At 59.0% G+C, this 16,320-nt stretch carries 11 protein-coding genes; 5 read left to right on the top strand and 6 right to left on the bottom strand.

Going from position 1 to position 16,320, the window contains the following annotated elements; genetic code table 11:
- Positions 1–137: 137 nt before the first annotated feature.
- Complete coding sequence (locus EJ576_RS01060; RefSeq protein WP_126569436.1) at positions 138–1,427, bottom strand: MFS transporter; 1,290 nt, start codon at positions 1,425–1,427, stop codon at positions 138–140.
- 454 nt (positions 1,428–1,881) lie between these two features.
- Here EJ576_RS01060 and EJ576_RS01055 point away from each other — a divergent pair, with 454 nt between their 5' ends.
- The 3 genes from EJ576_RS01055 (at position 1,882) to EJ576_RS01045 (ending at position 9,004) form a co-directional block, all read left to right on the top strand.
- Complete coding sequence (locus EJ576_RS01055) at positions 1,882–2,286, top strand: acyl-CoA thioesterase (RefSeq protein WP_003176975.1); 405 nt, start codon at positions 1,882–1,884, stop codon at positions 2,284–2,286.
- A 58-nt stretch (positions 2,287–2,344) separates the two neighbouring features.
- Positions 2,345–3,247: a D-hexose-6-phosphate mutarotase gene (locus EJ576_RS01050; RefSeq protein ID WP_126569435.1), complete on the top strand. Its 903-nt coding sequence runs from the start codon at positions 2,345–2,347 to the stop codon at positions 3,245–3,247.
- Between the two features lie 102 nt (positions 3,248–3,349).
- Positions 3,350–9,004: a hypothetical protein gene (locus tag EJ576_RS01045; protein WP_126569434.1), complete on the top strand. Its 5,655-nt coding sequence runs from the start codon at positions 3,350–3,352 to the stop codon at positions 9,002–9,004.
- A gap of 45 nt (positions 9,005–9,049) precedes the next feature.
- On the opposite strand, the gene EJ576_RS01040 is transcribed toward EJ576_RS01045, so the two are convergent.
- From EJ576_RS01040 to EJ576_RS01020, 5 genes are all read right to left on the bottom strand, one after another.
- The gene (locus EJ576_RS01040) at positions 9,050–9,586 is read right to left on the bottom strand and encodes a DUF3299 domain-containing protein (protein ID WP_126569433.1); all 537 of its coding nucleotides are present in this window, start codon (positions 9,584–9,586) and stop codon (positions 9,050–9,052) included.
- Positions 9,587–9,663: 77 nt separating this feature from the next.
- Positions 9,664–9,909 (bottom strand): GlsB/YeaQ/YmgE family stress response membrane protein, encoded by a 246-nt coding sequence (locus tag EJ576_RS01035; RefSeq protein WP_003231726.1) that lies wholly within the window; start codon positions 9,907–9,909, stop codon positions 9,664–9,666.
- A gap of 109 nt (positions 9,910–10,018) precedes the next feature.
- Positions 10,019–11,101 (bottom strand): 5-(carboxyamino)imidazole ribonucleotide synthase, encoded by a 1,083-nt coding sequence (locus EJ576_RS01030; protein WP_126569432.1) that lies wholly within the window; start codon positions 11,099–11,101, stop codon positions 10,019–10,021.
- 11 nt (positions 11,102–11,112) lie between these two features.
- Positions 11,113–11,604, bottom strand: a complete 492-nt coding sequence (gene purE, locus EJ576_RS01025; RefSeq protein WP_003176980.1) for a 5-(carboxyamino)imidazole ribonucleotide mutase — start codon at positions 11,602–11,604, stop codon at positions 11,113–11,115.
- 315 nt (positions 11,605–11,919) lie between these two features.
- The gene (locus EJ576_RS01020; RefSeq protein WP_028618518.1) at positions 11,920–12,831 is read right to left on the bottom strand and encodes a LysR substrate-binding domain-containing protein; all 912 of its coding nucleotides are present in this window, start codon (positions 12,829–12,831) and stop codon (positions 11,920–11,922) included.
- Positions 12,832–13,013: 182 nt separating this feature from the next.
- Between EJ576_RS01020 and aspA the strand changes: the two genes are divergently transcribed.
- A complete protein-coding gene (gene aspA / locus EJ576_RS01015) occupies positions 13,014–14,438 on the top strand; it encodes an aspartate ammonia-lyase (protein WP_028618519.1) in 1,425 nt (474 codons plus the stop codon).
- Between the two features lie 380 nt (positions 14,439–14,818).
- Positions 14,819–16,264 carry a sodium:alanine symporter family protein gene (locus EJ576_RS01010; protein WP_126569431.1) on the top strand — a complete coding sequence of 482 codons (1,446 nt, stop codon included), beginning with the start codon at positions 14,819–14,821 and terminating at the stop codon, positions 16,262–16,264.
- Positions 16,265–16,320: the final 56 nt, after the last annotated feature.

The raw sequence follows: 16,320 nt of genomic DNA, 5'->3' as shown, positions 1-16,320 counted from the left end.
TGAACACTCTATGTCTGCAATGTGACAGTTAGATGAAAGGCCACTATTGGAAGCGAAGGCGTATGAGGCGCGAAACATTGAACACGCATTATGTGGCGAGGGAGCTTGCTCCCTCGCCACAGTGGATCAGGCTGGTTTCAGCGTCCGCGTTTCCACAGATACCCGCCCACCAACATGCCCATCACACACAAGACGGCAACGTAGTAGGCCGGGCCCATCGGGCTTTCCTTCATCAGCAGCGACACCGCCAATGGCGTCAAGCCGCCGAAAATGGCGTAGGCCACGTTGTAGGAGAACGACAACCCGCTGAAACGCACCACCGGCGGGAAGGCCTTGACCATGACGTAAGGCACTACGCCAATAGTGCCTACGAACAGACCGGTCAGCGTGTACAGCGGGAACAGCCAGTCCGGGTGAGCGATGAGGCTGTGATAGAGGGTCCAGGAGGTTGCCAGCAACAGCGCGCAACCGACGATCAGCACGCGGCCAGCACCGAAGCGGTCCGCCAGGGCGCCCGAGGCAATGCAGCCCAGGCTCAAGGCGACGATGGCCAGGCTGTTGGCCTGCAGCGCAACGGTGGCGCTGAAGTGATAGACCGTTTGCAGCACGGTCGGGGTCATCAGGATGACAACGACGATACCGGCCGACAGCAGCCAGGTCAGCAGCATCGACAACACGATGGCGCCCCGGTGGTCACGCAATACGGCGCGCAATGGCAGCTCGGCGGCCAGGGTCTTGCGTTGCTGCATCTCGGCGAAGATCGGCGTTTCATGCAACCAGCGGCGCAGGTACACCGACAGCAGGCCGAACACGCCGCCGAGCAGGAACGGGATGCGCCAGGCGTAATCCGAGACCTGCTCCGGGCTGTAAATAGTGTTGATCGCGGTGGCGACCAGCGAGCCCAGCAGGATCCCGGCGGTCAGGCCGCTGGTGAGAGTGCCGCAGGCGTAGCCGATATGGCGTGGCGGTACGTGCTCGGAGACGAACACCCAGGCGCCGGGTACTTCGCCGCCGATTGCCGCGCCCTGGATAATGCGCATCATCAGCAGCAGGACCGGCGCCCACAGGCCGATCTGCGCGTAAGTTGGCAGCAGGCCCATGATCAGGGTCGGCACGGCCATCATGAAGATGCTCAGGGTGAACATTTTCTTGCGGCCCAGCAGGTCACCGAAGTGCGCCATGATGATGCCGCCCAGTGGGCGTGCGAGGTAGCCAGCGGCGAAGATGCCGAAGGTCTGCATCATGCGCAGCCATTCAGGCATGTCCACAGGGAAGAAGAGTTTCCCGACCACGGTGGCGAAAAACACGAAAATGATGAAGTCATAAAACTCCAGCGCCCCGCCCAAGGCAGACAGCGACAGGGTTTTATAGTCGTTGCGGGTCAGCGGGCGCGAGGGTTGCGCACTGCTTGCAGGCACGGAGGACATGGCAAGGCTTCTCTTATAGTAATCAGGAGGGCAAGCGGGACTTGCGGCAGGTTTGGCAAGATAGCAAATCGCTAGAAAAAGCACAGCGTTGAGCGAACAACAGTTCAAAGCGATGAAATATTCCCCATTCCTGCCCTTTAACGGCGCGCAGAAGCACAGTTGCCGGAAAAAGCCGCGATACAGCCGCTAAATGCCGACCAAATGAGCCTCCAGAGGTCGTCGTGGCGTCAGGGTCTCGATATACTCGGCCCTTGCAAGCGCAAGAACCGCAGTCTTGAGGGGCTGCTGTGCCAAAACGCCGTTGGGTGCCATCCAGCCGATTTGGCAGAGTTTCCCTTTAGTACGCCTTACGAGAAACGCATCACGCGGTGTATGTTGGTGCTGAAACGTTTTTTTCGAAGACGGCTATCCACTTGAAATACCCATGAAGCGTTACGGGTCAGAGGCCCTCGGCATGATCGAACTCGAACAAGAAGATCCTATCCCGCAAGGCGATCTCGCCCTGCAAATCACCGCGCTCCCGCGTGAAACCAACGGTTTTGGCGACATCTTCGGCGGCTGGCTGGTCGCGCAGATGGACCTGGCCGGCACCGCCATGGCCAGCAAGGTTGCAGGCGGGCGTGTCGCAACGGTGGCCATTGATCGCATGGCATTCCTGGTGCCGGTCGCGGTGGGCGCGCAGCTCTCCTTTTATACCCAGGCCCTGGAAATCGGCCGCAGCTCGATCCAGATGATGGTCGAAGTGTGGAGCGACGACCCGCTGTCCAGCGAATGGCGCAAAGTGACCGAGGCGGTATTTGTATTCGTCGCCATCGACGGCAGCGGTCGCACGCGCTCGGTTCCGTCGCGCGCACGTTAAACCTCGCGGGGTTTTGACGGTCAACTGCCCCATTGCCTGCCATAAAGAGTGCTTTGTTATGCCGACGCCCCACGTTGAAACCGTGAAAATCGACGAGCTGGACTGCTGGCGCATCCGCCACAACGGTGCCGAACTGATGGTGGCCCAGCAGGGCGCGCACATCTTCAGTTACGGGCGCGATGGCGAACAGCCGCTGATCTGGCCGAACCCTAAAGCGGTGTTCAAGAAGGGCAAGGGCATTCGGACCGGCGTGCCGGTGTGCTGGCCGTGGTTTGGTGTATTCGACCGCAACCCGCAGAGCGTCAAGGCGATGCGTCAGAGTGACCAGCCCTCCGGCGCCCACGGTTTCGTGCGCACCGCGTTGTGGGAATTGGCCGCGACCGAGCTTGAAGGTGAAGCGCTCCGCGTGGATCTGGTACTGCCGACCCCGGCAGGCGGTTTTCCTGGCTGGCCCCATCAGGTCGACCTGACACTGAGCCTGCTGCTGGATGAGCAACTGCATATCCGCCTGACCAGCCATAACCGTGGCACCGACACCGTAACCCTCAGCCAGGCACTGCACACCTACTTCGCCGTCAGCGATGTGCGCAATGTGCAGGTCGAAGGGCTGGACGGGCGTGCCTATATCGACACCGCCGATGGCTGGACCGAGAAGACGCAATCCGGCCTGCTGCACTTCACCGCCGAGACCGATCGCATCTACCTCGACACGCCGTCGCAACTGAACATCGTCGACAAAGACTGGCAGCGCCGTATTCAGCTCACTGCCGAGGGCTCGAAGTCGACGGTGATCTGGAACCCCTGGACCGAGCGCGCCAAGGCTTTCGACGACATGGCCGACGATGGCTGGCATGGCATGTTGTGCATCGAGACGGCGAATGTGCTGGATGACGTGGTGGTGTTGCCACCTAGTGAAAGGCACACGCTGCAGGTGAGCATCACAGCTATACCTGCGGGTTAATCGCTGCGCTGCGCGGTGGACGGGGACATTACTTATATAGGACCGCGTGTCTGAACGGCCTCGCTAGAGTGCGAAATCGCATCTAATAGCAGAGGCAACACGATGATCCCCTCTCCCCAGGAAGTAACGCAACAGTCTCCCGCCGACGTGGCCGAACTTATGGCCACGTGCAATGACACACTTATCGCGACACTCAGCGCACAACCCTCACTGACCTTTTGCGCAAATAGGCAGGTGTTGGAAGAGATCAACGGATTGTTTGATCGGTACTCAACCCAACACATCTACCTGAAAACCCCAGAAGACTCCTTGACTGACCCGCCCACTGATCAGGACAGGGCGCTGATCAGTTTGGTGAACGACGCTGTGCGTCAATGCCGAATTCCGGATTATTACAGCCTGCATGGTGACTTCTATATCTATAGAAACAAAGCATTTACCAGGCTTGACGACTCAAGTCAGACAGAAATCAGAGGCCTGATAAATACGTTACTGGAAGCTGGGCCTTATCTGAATGATCTGAACCGATTCTGGAACGCCAATCACAGCGCAACAGAGCAAACCCATCAAGCCTTTATTGCTCAAGCCGTCGCGCTATTGATCCAGTGCGAGGCGTCATTGAGGTTCGAAACGGCTTCACTTGAGCCCGCCAGCGTTGCGCTGGTCCGGCAACTGAATACAGCCACCTCGCCAGAATCGCTGAATCTCTTTCACCTTTGCTTGCAAGATACAACGCACACCATTGCGCTGGTCGGTGCATTTGCCATCAGCACGTGGGCACCGAACGAGCACCCAACCGCCAATCCCACAGTGCTCTACCTGCCAGGCCAGCGCTTGGCTGAATTTGCCAGCCCGACGGCGCTGAAAACACATCTGACAACACTGCTGAAAAGCGTGCGTGGGCGTGAGCAATTGCTGATCAGCGTTGCACATCGTCAACATTCGGCGTTCGAAAGCCTGACGCAAAGAGCCAGCCAGGATGGGAGCGTCAACCTGGTTCCTGTCACTGCCGTCGAGAATTTTTTCGAGCATCAGATCAGCCTGCTCATCACCAAGCAACGCCAGGATATCGAACATCACTGGTCCGTCAGCCGCAGCGCCCAGGGCGGCGTAACTGAACGGATCAACCAGTCGGCGAACCTTGCACCGTTGCTGGATTTCAGCGAGGCCATCGAACGACACGCCCGCCCGCTCTTAGCCCTCAGCGCACGACGCAGGGAGGCGACGCGCGCCGCTCAGCAACGGCTGATACAGCAACAAACCGACCGATCAATTGATTTCACTGGCTTGCTCGCACAGTTGAAAAGCCTCCAGGCACAGACTGCACCGCAGCCATTGGCACATCAGTTCTTTACACCTCATCGCCAATCTCCGCTGTACAAAGCCTGCGCGCAGGCCGTCACCGTCTTGCAGAAGCTCAAGAATGACACCGACTTTTCAGCCTGGCTGAACGCACGGTCGAGCAAGACCGAGGTCGGTTGGTCGCCTTTGTTCGTACTCGAAAAGCTCATCAATAACCAGCCAGCTATTGTGGATTCGCCACTGACTCGCTTTACCATTCAGGGCAAGCTGCTGCCCCTGAGCGAAGTGCCCACGTACTGGAGAAATGATGTTCACTCTCTGATAGCGGCGCGTCGCGATATTGGTGATGGTATTCGAGAAGACGGCACTGTTCGACTTGATCTTGCACTCAAGTTCTATGGTGTCCACATCGCCCCCGATAGCCCGCTCCAGCATGTGATTGAGCGGCTGCAGGAACGCGCCGCCACGCTATCACTCGAGATGGATGAAGGTAGGCTGCCTTTTGATGAAGTCATTGACGAGCAAGGAGATACCATCCTGCAACGGCGGCTTTCTCAACGTCAATTGTCAGATAACCATTCGATATTCAAGCAACTGACCGAAGATTTTTTGACGCAACAACGCGAAGCACAGGCATTAAAGACACCCACGGTAGTACTCGAACAATGGCTCAATACCCAGCAATGCCTCGAGCTTGGCAAACAACTGGTCGAGGCACTGGATTGGTACACCACCGAGGATGAAACACCACCGGTAAAAGTGCGGCGTGACTTGGTCTGGCGGGCACTTTGGCTGCATTTTGAACGCCCAACTGGCAATGCTCGAATGACAGTCGCCGGAGAAGAAATAGCCACGGCACGGCATTGGGGCTACAGCTATAGTCATATTCGCCAACAAATCGAGCGATCCCTGAGCCGCACTCACCAACTCACCCCCGGTGGTGTGCAACTGGCCCTGCGCCTGCTGCAACAGGGTTCTGCTGCGGAAATCTGGGTGAGGGACATTCCCGACGATCTGCGTTACGCCAGCTCCATCGCCTGGGTGAATTTCAAGGCTGGCGTGATGCTTGCGCAAGCCATTGCACCCGACGCGGTGCAACACATGACCTTCCAACAATTGCTCGAGTTACTCGCGACAGCAAGCCGGGATGCGACGCCCGAGCAAAAAATGGTCATCTCGATAGCCAGATTGGGGCCAACGCTGGAATGGGCCCAAGCCAATGGCGTATTAACGTCGGCAAAAACTGACTTCACCCCTGAACAAGTCCAATTGGCCGTAGAAGCCTTGGAGCAACACGAACAGGAAATGATTCAGGCAACCGAAACGATTTCTCAAGCACCACCTGGCCGCTGGCGCTTCACCACGGATGACGCCTTCGACGTGGGGTTTAGTGATTACCTGAGCGGTGTCAAAGCAGCCTACCAAACCTTGATCAGGGCCTTGCTGCCCAACCTGTCATTGCTTGATCGCACCGCGATCGAAAACGGCGAGGTAACGTTGTATGCCCTGCGCCAAGAGATTCGCGACCTGCAGGTTGGGCAAGAAAACGCGCAGAACACCGCTGCCGCCAAAGGCCGCCACGGCTTCATCATCCGGGCCCAAGTGAAGCACCGCACCACTTATTATGAGGTGTTCCCTCGGGCGGCAATCATCCGCGCACGCCCGGATATTAAAACGCTGACGATCAATGGCAATGTTGTCGTGGAAACAACAGGCGGCTCAAGCCGTTCGGGCAAAGGAACCTTTCGGCGCGCGACCTCCATGCCGTTCGACTGGGAAGCCTACCAACACAGCCGTCGTCCTCGAGACGGTGAGTCCAGCCTGGTGATCGCCGAGCAGATCGGCCAGGTGTTACCCGCCACCGCGCCCGCCCCTTCGGAAACTATGTGGGAAGCACAATCATTGTCTTCATTGCGCAGTCGAGCACTGGCAGCCATCGTTGCCAATGATCTATTTCACACTGACGAATCTCAGCTCAAATTGACCGCCAAGCGTAACGTTGACGTGCTTGATATCCCGCAACAAACCGTTGACGACTTTCTCTACTACGCCAAGATGCTGGTGCCCTTCTGGGGCGGCGTCGAGGACATCGCCTCGGGCGATCCGCAACGCGTGGAGAGAGGGGCGTTGTCATTGTTCACCGACTTGGTCTCCTTCGCGGTTCCCATCGGTAAATACGTCGGCGGTTCGACACGCTTAATTGCACAAGCTGGGAGAATCAGTTTTCAGGCGGCGCTACCGAAGTTCGCAACACTCACCAAAACCTTTTTACTGGGCGCCATCAGAGAGCTAAACCCGCTGGAAGCGGTGCCAGCTCTGCTCAAACTCGGAGGCTTAGGTGTGTTGCGGCTCAGCGCTGCAGCTGGGCGTCAGGTAGATGCAGGCCTGGCGTTGTTCAGAAAAGCGCTGGGTAAACCAATGATCGCACCCACTGGCCGAACGCTACAGTCGGTAGACCCGCGAGTCTGGAAACCCCTTGAAACGCAGGACAGTCTGTTTACCGTGGCAGGCGTCGATCATATTCCCATGCGCAGTGTCGGCACCGATCTGTTGCCCGAATATCGCCTGATCGATCCACTGACCAATACAGTCTTCGGCCCCCGATACATCCCATGGGGCGAAGCGGGCCTGCAAAAAATCCCGGATCTTGACGACTACATCGCGCCCGTCTCGTATGAGCAAGCCGCAGAATTCAGCCGTCGGGCCAACGGCATCTACGATGGAAAAAATCAGCAGAGCTATGTGCGTGCCCGCGGGCAATGGTATGTCGTCGAAACCCGCCACAGCCTCACAGGTGAAGTCGAGTTCTATATCGTTCACCCGCGCAACAAAACACGCCCTGCTTACCGCATCGTCAATAAGGACGGGGTTTGGTTCCCGGTCGACGAAAGTGGGCATGCCGGGGGACGGCTGGAGGAACTTAGAAAAGCCAATGCCAAACAGGATGCGCACTACGAACAAATGTTCGTGAAGGTTGAGGCCTCTACAATCCTGCTGGATCAGGCGATTCGATCAATCGAATTCAATACGATAAATATGCTGTTTGATAAAGCGCTCCTACACTTGGAGACCGCTCAAGAATTGGGCCTGGTATACGCAAAGCACAGTAGCTTTCCAGTATTCAAACCCAAGGAATTCGTTACCACACCGGACCTCGGCAGGGCTCGGCTGATCGAGTCCATTGAAAAGGCTGACAATCTTGGCCCGCGTTATGCGGCAATCGTTGATAACCTGGAAGGCTATTTGGAGGCCCAGCAAAAAAGTCTTCAACGGTTGATAGAGGCCAACATATTCGATAAGCAAGATGCCGCACTTAAACAGCTTACCGATTTTCTCGACGCTAAACGGAAGGTCGTTAACACCATAATCGAGCAGACCAAGGTGTTAAAGTCGTTGCTGGACGAAGAACTGGAAAACATGCTCGACGTCCTGGAAAAACTCCCGGTGAAAAAACCCCCGGTGAATACAGCCGGGCCATCACGCGTCCTCTCCGTACCGCCTGGCACGCCGAAACCACCGTCCACCACCCCTCTGCCGCCGGCGCCCCCAAATACTGAGCCGAAAAATCGCATCTCAATACTGATTGCCGGCGACGACCCCCTCACAACCAGAACCGTACTCGCCAAGCCCAGAGCCGGGAACAGTGACGTCGCAGACGTCCTCGACAGTCGTGGTCAGCGCCTCGACACCTATATCAGGGTCGGCGAAGACAAGCTCTGGCTCAAATCCAACATCAAGATCAAAGAGCCGAGTGCGCCAGCATCTTCCAACCAAACAGCTATCACGCAGGAACTGAACGCTGCCGCCAGGAAAATGCAATATTTGATTGAAGAGTATGATGACCTCATCGTGTTTTACCGGAAAAGCACGTCGGCCGAACCAGCGGGTGCCGAAGCGCTCATCATGTCCGGTGCGACCAAGCTCAATCAGGGCGCCGATGACCTTCAGGCGGCCTGCAGTGCCATCACCGATGAGGCAACCCGACAAGGTCTGCTGGCGCAAGCGACCCGCTTCAGGGAGAACGCCACCCGCTATAACCTCATGGCGAAAGCGTTGCGTCTGGAGCTGATTTCCAAGCAAGCCCCCAATGGCAACGCCCTGGCGTTCTTGCACAGTCAACCGGGTGTGCTGAGCCTCCGTAAAACCCTGGACCGAGTAGCAGGAACCCGACAGATACAAAAGCCGGGCGGCCGAACCTGGATAAAAGTTCCAGATTTCCTGGACGAGTTTGAGATTCGCGTGAGAGACAAACCGTGGGCCTACGCTCACATGCACTTTGAACAGGCCTCCCACACCGTCCCCGGCAAAATCCATCTTAAGACACAGGCACAGCGATCACTGGGGGCAAACGCTCAAACCAATGCTGCTCGCGAAGGCTCGCGCCTGGATATTCATCGTGCAGAGATCTATTGGCCACAGGCCAGGCGGGTGTTTTACCCAGCGTTGCCAGAATGACTCGACACACTGGTGATCCGCACAAGCAGGGTGGTCGACAATGGGTTAAAGATCCGACTCCTTGACCGCCCGCACTTTCACCGCCTCCAGGGCATAGGCCGCATCGGCCAGGTCATTGTTGACCTTCTCGACTTTGAGGGTGCCCGTGACCCACAGCGGTGTGTAGATATCATCCAGCGTCAATCCCTTGGGATAACGCACCAGCACCAGTTGGTTAGGCGGCGGCGGTGGCACGTGGATGCATGCGCCTGGGTACGGCACCAGGAAGAACAAGGTGCTGCGGCCCTTAGCGTCGGTTTCCAGCGGCACCGGGTAACCGCCGATGCGGATGCTCTTGCCGTTCATGGCGGCCACGGTCTTGGTGGAATACATCACCGCCGGTAAGCCTTTGCTCTGCTTCAGGCCACCTTTGTCAGTGAAGGTGCCCTGGGCTTCGGGGGAGTTGTGGTCGATCTCGGGCATGGCTTCGAGGGCTTTCTGGTCGGAAAGCGGCATCAGGTCCAGCCAGTCGGTTTCCGGCAATTCGCCAGCGTGCGCAAGGCCGGAGGCCAGCAAAAGAAGAGTCAACAGAAGACGGCGCATGGAGAGGCTCGGCAAGTACAAGTGCCGAGCATTCTAGCCCTCTGCGCCTGCGCAGCGCAGAGGGCTTTGTCGGCTGATTACTTTCTTTTGATCAGGCCGTAGATCACCAGCAGCACGATGGCGCCGACCAAGGCACCGAGGAAGCCTGCGCCTTGACCCGCCTGGTAGATACCCAGCGCCTGACCACCGTAGGTCGCGGCCAGGGAGCCAGCGATACCCAACAGGATGGTCATGATCCAGCCCATGCTGTCGTCGCCAGGCTTGAGGAAACGCGCGAGCAGGCCGACGATCAAGCCGATAAAGATGGTTCCGATGATACCCATGGCATTTCCCTCTGATTGAAAGTGAACTATGCCAAAGCCTAGTCAGGCTTTGGCATCCTGCAATCAGAGGATAACAGTCACCGAATGGTTCCCGCCGCCCCCAGGCTTATTACTCGGCGATCAGTGCTTCGACCCTGAGGATCTGCGCTTCGAGGGTTGCGCGGTCCTTGCAGCGCAGGTTGGCGTGGCCGACCTTGCGCCCAGCCTTGAAAGCCTTGCCATAGTGATGCAGATGGCAGTCGTCGATGGCGATGACTTTTTCCACCGGCGGGACCACACCGATGAAGTTGAGCATGGCGCTCTCGCCGACCTTGGCCGTGGAGCCCAGTGGCAAGCCCGCTACCGCCCGCAGGTGGTTTTCGAACTGGCTGCACTCAGCGCCTTCGGTGGTCCAGTGCCCGGAGTTGTGCACGCGCGGAGCGATTTCGTTGGCCTTGAGGCCACCGTCGACTTCAAAGAACTCGAACGCCATCACGCCGACGTAATCCAGCTGCTTGAGCACACGGCTGGAATAATCTTCCGCCAGGGCCTGCAACGGGTGGTCGGTGCTGGCCACGGACAGCTTGAGGATGCCGCTGTCGTGGGTGTTGTGCACCAACGGGTAGAAGCGGGTTTCGCCATCACGAGCACGCACGGCGATCAGCGAGACTTCGCCAGTGAACGGCACGAAGCCTTCCAGCAGGCAGGCAACGCTGCCCAGTTCGGCAAAGGTGCCCACCACATCAGCGGCGGTGCGCAGGACTTTCTGGCCCTTGCCGTCGTAACCCAGGGTGCGGGTTTTCAACACGGCCGGCAGGCCGATGCTGGCAACGGCAGCGTCCAGGTCTGCCTGGGACTGGATGTCGGCGAAGGCTGGGGTCGGAATGCCCAGATCCTTGAACATGCTTTTCTCGAACCAGCGGTCGCGAGCGATGCGCAGGGCTTCGGCGCTCGGGTACACCGGCACGAACTGCGACAGGAAGGCCACGGTTTCAGCCGGAACGCTTTCGAACTCAAAAGTCACCAGGTCGACTTCGTCGGCCAGTTGGCGCAGGTGGTCCGGGTCGCTGTAGTCTGCCCGCAGGTGTTCACCCAACGCGGCCGCGCAGGCGTCCGGGGCCGGGTCCAGGAAAGCGAAGTTCATCCCCAGCGGGGTTCCCGCCAGGGCCAGCATGCGGCCCAGCTGGCCGCCACCGATTACACCGATTTTCATCGTCAACAACCTCAGGCGATACGTGGGTCTGGATTGTCCAGCACGCTGTCTGTCTGCTCAGCACGGAATTTTTTCAGCACCGCATGGAATTGCGGGTGCTTGGCGCCCAGGATGCTCGCGGACAGCAACGCGGCGTTGATCGCGCCCGCTTTGCCGATCGCCAGGGTGGCCACCGGGATCCCGGCCGGCATCTGCACGATGGACAACAGCGAATCCACGCCCGAGAGCATCGCCGACTGCACCGGTACACCGAGCACGGGCAGGTGGGTCTTGGCCGCACACATGCCGGGCAGGTGCGCTGCACCGCCGGCTCCGGCGATGATCACCTCGATGCCACGGGATTCTGCTTCATCGGCATACTGGAACAGCAAATCCGGAGTGCGGTGGGCGGAGACCACTTTCACTTCGTAGGGAATGCCGAGCTTTTCCAGCATATCGGCGGTGTGGCTAAGGGTGGACCAATCGGACTTGGAGCCCATGATCACGCCAACCAATGCACTCATCGTCGTGCCTCTTCTCTCTGGGCGCCCGCAGGCGCGTCAAAAAACAACAAGCCACGCGGGAAATCCGGCGTGGCTTGTTGTACGAATTTTGGCCGGTTGGACCGGCCGAAGGCCGCGCAGTATACCGTAATAATGCAGATAAACAGCCCCTTGAATGACCATCTGTCCAGTGGCGCAAAGCGGCGGTTTTATTGACTTTCAGGTCAGCGAAAGCACCCCATTCCTTGTAGGAGCCAGCTTGCCGGCGAGAGCGGTGTACCAGCCACTATAAGGCTCGCCGACCCACCGTGATCGCCGGCAAGCCGGCTCCTACAGTCAGGCGCGTTCGGCAGCGGCCCCACCTTCCAACTTGCGCCACAACAACCGCACATTTGCCTTACGCACCAGGGCACAGCGATACAGGCGAATTTCCAGCGGAACATGCCATTGCGGGCCGCCGCACACCACAAGCTCACCGCGCGCCAACTCCGCCCGTACGCTCAGTTGCGGCACCCAGGCGATGCCCAGCCCTTCCAAAGCCATGCTCTTGAGGCTGTCAGCCATGGCGGTTTCATACACGGTGGTGAAGCGTAGGGCGCGCTGGCGCAACAGCAGGTGCACCGAACGGCCAAGAAACGCACCGGCGCTATAGGCCAACAACGGTACGCTGCCCTCGCCTTCCAGGTCGAACAGCGGCTTGCCATCGGCATCGGCGGCGCATACCGGCAGCATTTCAGTGTTGCCCAGGTGCAGGGACGGGAAGATTTCCGAGTCCATCTGCATCGCCGCATCCGGATCGTAGAACGCCAGCATCAGGTCACAACCGCCTTCGCGCAGGGCATGCACGGCATCACCGACGTTAGTGGCGACCAAACGCGTGGCAATGTTCAAGCCTTCGTTACGCAATTGCGCAATCCAGCGCGGGAAGAAACCCAGCGCCAGGGAGTGGGCCGCTGCCACTTGCATGACTTCGCCCTGCCCGCCTTCCAAGTGATGCAAATGGCGCAGCACTTCACCGAGTTGTTCGACCACCGTGCGTGCAGTCACCAGGAACAGTTGCCCCGCTGCCGTCAATTCCACCGGCGTGCGCGAACGGTTGACCAAGGTCAGGCCCAGCGCAGCCTCCAGGCTGCGAATCCGTCGGCTGAACGCCGGCTGGGTCACGAAGCGTCGCTCCGCCGCCTGGGAAAAGCTGCGGGTGGCCGCCAGGGCGCTGAAGTCTTCCAGCCATTTGCTCTCAAGGTTCATCACTTCCTCCCACGGGTACGCACCATTTTGGCACACACGCCCGCCATGATAACCGGGTCACACCTGCATTATGCCGTTTGTGCATAGGCCAGTGTTTAACAGCATTGGCCCAAAAACTTCCACAAGCCTAGCATTCGCAGCGTTCCGGCCAGTTCCGGGTCCCTATCGAGATGATTTCCGTCATGTCCTCTGCTGCATCATTCCGTACCGAAAAAGACCTGCTTGGCGTACTTGAAGTACCGGCTCAAGCGTATTACGGCATCCAGACCCTGCGAGCGGTGAACAACTTCCGCCTCTCGGGCGTTCCGATTTCGCATTACCCGAAATTGGTGGTCGGTCTGGCAATGGTCAAGCAAGCGGCGGCTGACGCCAACCGCGAGCTGGGTCAGCTCAGCGAAGCCAAGCACGCTGCCATCAGCGAAGCCTGTGCCCGTCTGATCCGCGGCGATTTCCACGAAGAGTTCGTGGTGGACATGATTCAAGGCGGCGCTGGCACTTCAACCAACATGAATGCCAACGAAGTCATCGCCAACATCGCGTTGGAGGCCATGGGCCACAACAAGGGTGAATACCAGTACCTGCACCCGAACAACGACGTGAACATGGCGCAGTCGACCAACGACGCCTACCCAACCGCGATCCGCCTGGGTCTGCTGCTGGGCCATGACGCGCTGCTGGCCAGCCTCGACAGCCTGATCCAAGCCTTCGCCGCCAAAGGCGTCGAGTTCGGCCATGTGCTGAAAATGGGCCGCACCCAATTGCAAGACGCCGTGCCGATGACCCTCGGCCAGGAATTCCGTGCCTTCGCCACCACCCTGAGCGAAGACCTGGCCCGTCTGAAAACCTTGGCGCCAGAGCTGCTGACCGAAGTGAACCTGGGCGGCACCGCCATCGGCACCGGCATCAACGCCGACCCACGCTACCAGGCCCTGGCCGTACAACGCCTGGCCACCATCAGCGGCCAGCCGCTGGTGCCGGCAGCCGACCTGATCGAAGCCACCTCCGACATGGGCGCCTTCGTGCTGTTCTCCGGCATGCTCAAGCGTACGGCGGTGAAGCTATCGAAGATCTGCAACGACTTGCGCCTGCTGTCCAGCGGCCCACGTACCGGCATCAACGAGATCAACCTGCCGGCCCGCCAGCCAGGCAGCTCGATCATGCCCGGCAAGGTCAACCCGGTGATCCCGGAAGCCGTGAACCAGGTTGCATTCCAGGTCATCGGTAACGACCTGGCCCTGACCATGGCAGCCGAAGGCGGCCAATTGCAATTGAACGTGATGGAGCCGCTGATCGCTTTCAAGATCTTCGACTCGATCCGCCTGCTGCAACGCGCCATGGACATGCTGCGCGAGCACTGCATCGTCGGCATCACCGCCAACGAAGCACGCTGCCGCGAACTGGTCGAGCACTCCATCGGCCTGGTCACCGCGCTGAACCCGTACATCGGCTATGAAAACGCCACCCGCATCGCGCGTATCGCCCTCGAAAGCGGCCGCGGCGTGCTGGAACTGGTGCGTGAAGAAGGCTTGCTCGACGACGCCATGCTCGACGACATCCTGCGCCCCGAAAACATGATCGCTCCACGTTTGGTCCCGCTGAAGGCCTAAGCGTTTGTTGCACCGCTCACCAGGTTGAGGGACTAGACACCTCTCACCTTTTGAGGGCCTGAAGGCTCGTTCTTCAGGCCCTTTTTTTTGCCTCAAGGTTGTGAAATGACGCCCATAAAAAATCCAATATCGCCCTGCATGCCCGCCTCAGTGCTGAAACCTTTAATCGCCTCGGGCAGACGGATCACGTTCGCCTAGGTATAGTGCCGCCCCTCTTCGCGTCTGCGGCCGTCGGTAACGAGGCCCGGATACAGCGCGAAACCGCATGAATAACAACCCGCAAAAGGATTGGGGTCGAACTGCCGCGCACTGCCTGGTGCCATGCGGCGTGGTCGGACCGTCCTGCGTTTGCCATTAGAAAAATCAGCGAGGAACACTCCATGCTCGAAGTCATCAACGACTTCCTCTCAGGGAAAGTACTGATCGTGCTCATTGTCGGGCTCGGCGGTTATTTCACGATTCGCTCGCGTTTCGTTCAACTGCGTCACTTCTTCCACATGTTCTCGGTGTTCAAAGACAGCCTGAAGAGCAGCTCCGGTCAGCTCAGCTCCTTTCAGGCGCTGATGCTCAGCCTGGCCGGCCGTGTGGGTGCAGGCAACATTGCCGGCGTCGGCATTGCCGTGACCCTGGGTGGCCCCGGTGCCGTGTTCTGGATGTGGGTCACCGCGTTGGTGGGCATGTCTTCGAGCTTCATCGAGTGCTCCCTCGGCCAGTTGTACAAACGCACTGACGCCGAAGGCACCTTCCGTGGCGGCCCGGCCTACTATATCCAGCACGGCCTGCAGAAGCGCTGGCTGGGTATGGTCATGGCCTTCCTGCTGCTGGTGACCTTTGGTTTTGCGTTCAATGGCCTGCAAGCCCACGCCGTGACTCACTCGCTGAACAACGCCTTCGGCCTCGACACCACCTACACCGGCCTTGCGCTGGCTGTATTGCTGGGCCTGGTGTTCATCGGCGGGATCAAGCGTATTGCCTCGATTGCCGACCTGCTGGTGCCGGTCAAGACCTTGGTGTACATCGCCGTGACCCTGTATGTGATCGTGCTGCAATTCGACCACGTTCCGGCCATGCTCGCGACCATCGTCAAGAGTGCTTTCGGTCTCGACCAAGCCTTCGGTGGCTTGGTCGGCAGTGCAATTATCATGGGTGTAAAGCGCGGCGTCTTCGCCAACGAAGCCGGTCTGGGCAGTGCGCCTAACGTGGCGGCGGTGGCTTCTGTAGAACACCCGATTGCCCAGGGCGTGGTCCAGGCGTTCAGCGTGTTCCTCGACACCTTCGTGATCTGCACCTGTACTGCGCTGCTGATCCTGCTTTCCGGCTTCTACACCCCAGGCTTTGAAGGCGACGGCATTGCCCTGACCCAGAACTCCCTGGCCGCTGTGGTCGGCGACTGGGGCCGCATGTTCATCTCCGTGGCCCTGGCGTTGTTCGTGTTCACTTCGATCATGTACAACTACTACCTCGGCGAGAGCAACCTGCGCTTCCTGGTCGGTAACAACCGCAAGGTGCTGATGGGCTACCGCGCACTGGTGCTTGTGTTGATTTTCTGGGGTTCCATCGAGAACCTGAGCACCGTGTTCGCCTTCGCTGACATCACCATGACCATGCTCGCGTTCGTCAACCTGTTCGCCCTGGCGTTCCTGTTCAAGATCGCCATGCGCATCCTGAACGACTACGACAACCAGCGCGCAGCGGGCATCAAGACCCCGGTGTTCGATTCCAGTCAATTCCCTGACCTGGACCTGGACCGTAAGGCCTGGCCGGCCAATCCGGTAAAACCGGAAGCGGCGCCATCGGCAGAGCTGAGCGCTCAAACGCAACGCTAAGCGTAGATAGATGACACGCCGCCTCGCCTTGGGCATGCTCTGGGCCCGGCGGCGTT

Source organism: Pseudomonas sp. C 49-2 (assembly GCF_003970195.1).
GTDB classification, from domain to species: domain Bacteria; phylum Pseudomonadota; class Gammaproteobacteria; order Pseudomonadales; family Pseudomonadaceae; genus Aquipseudomonas; species Aquipseudomonas canadensis.
This window is presented reverse-complemented; position numbering and strand designations above follow the sequence as displayed.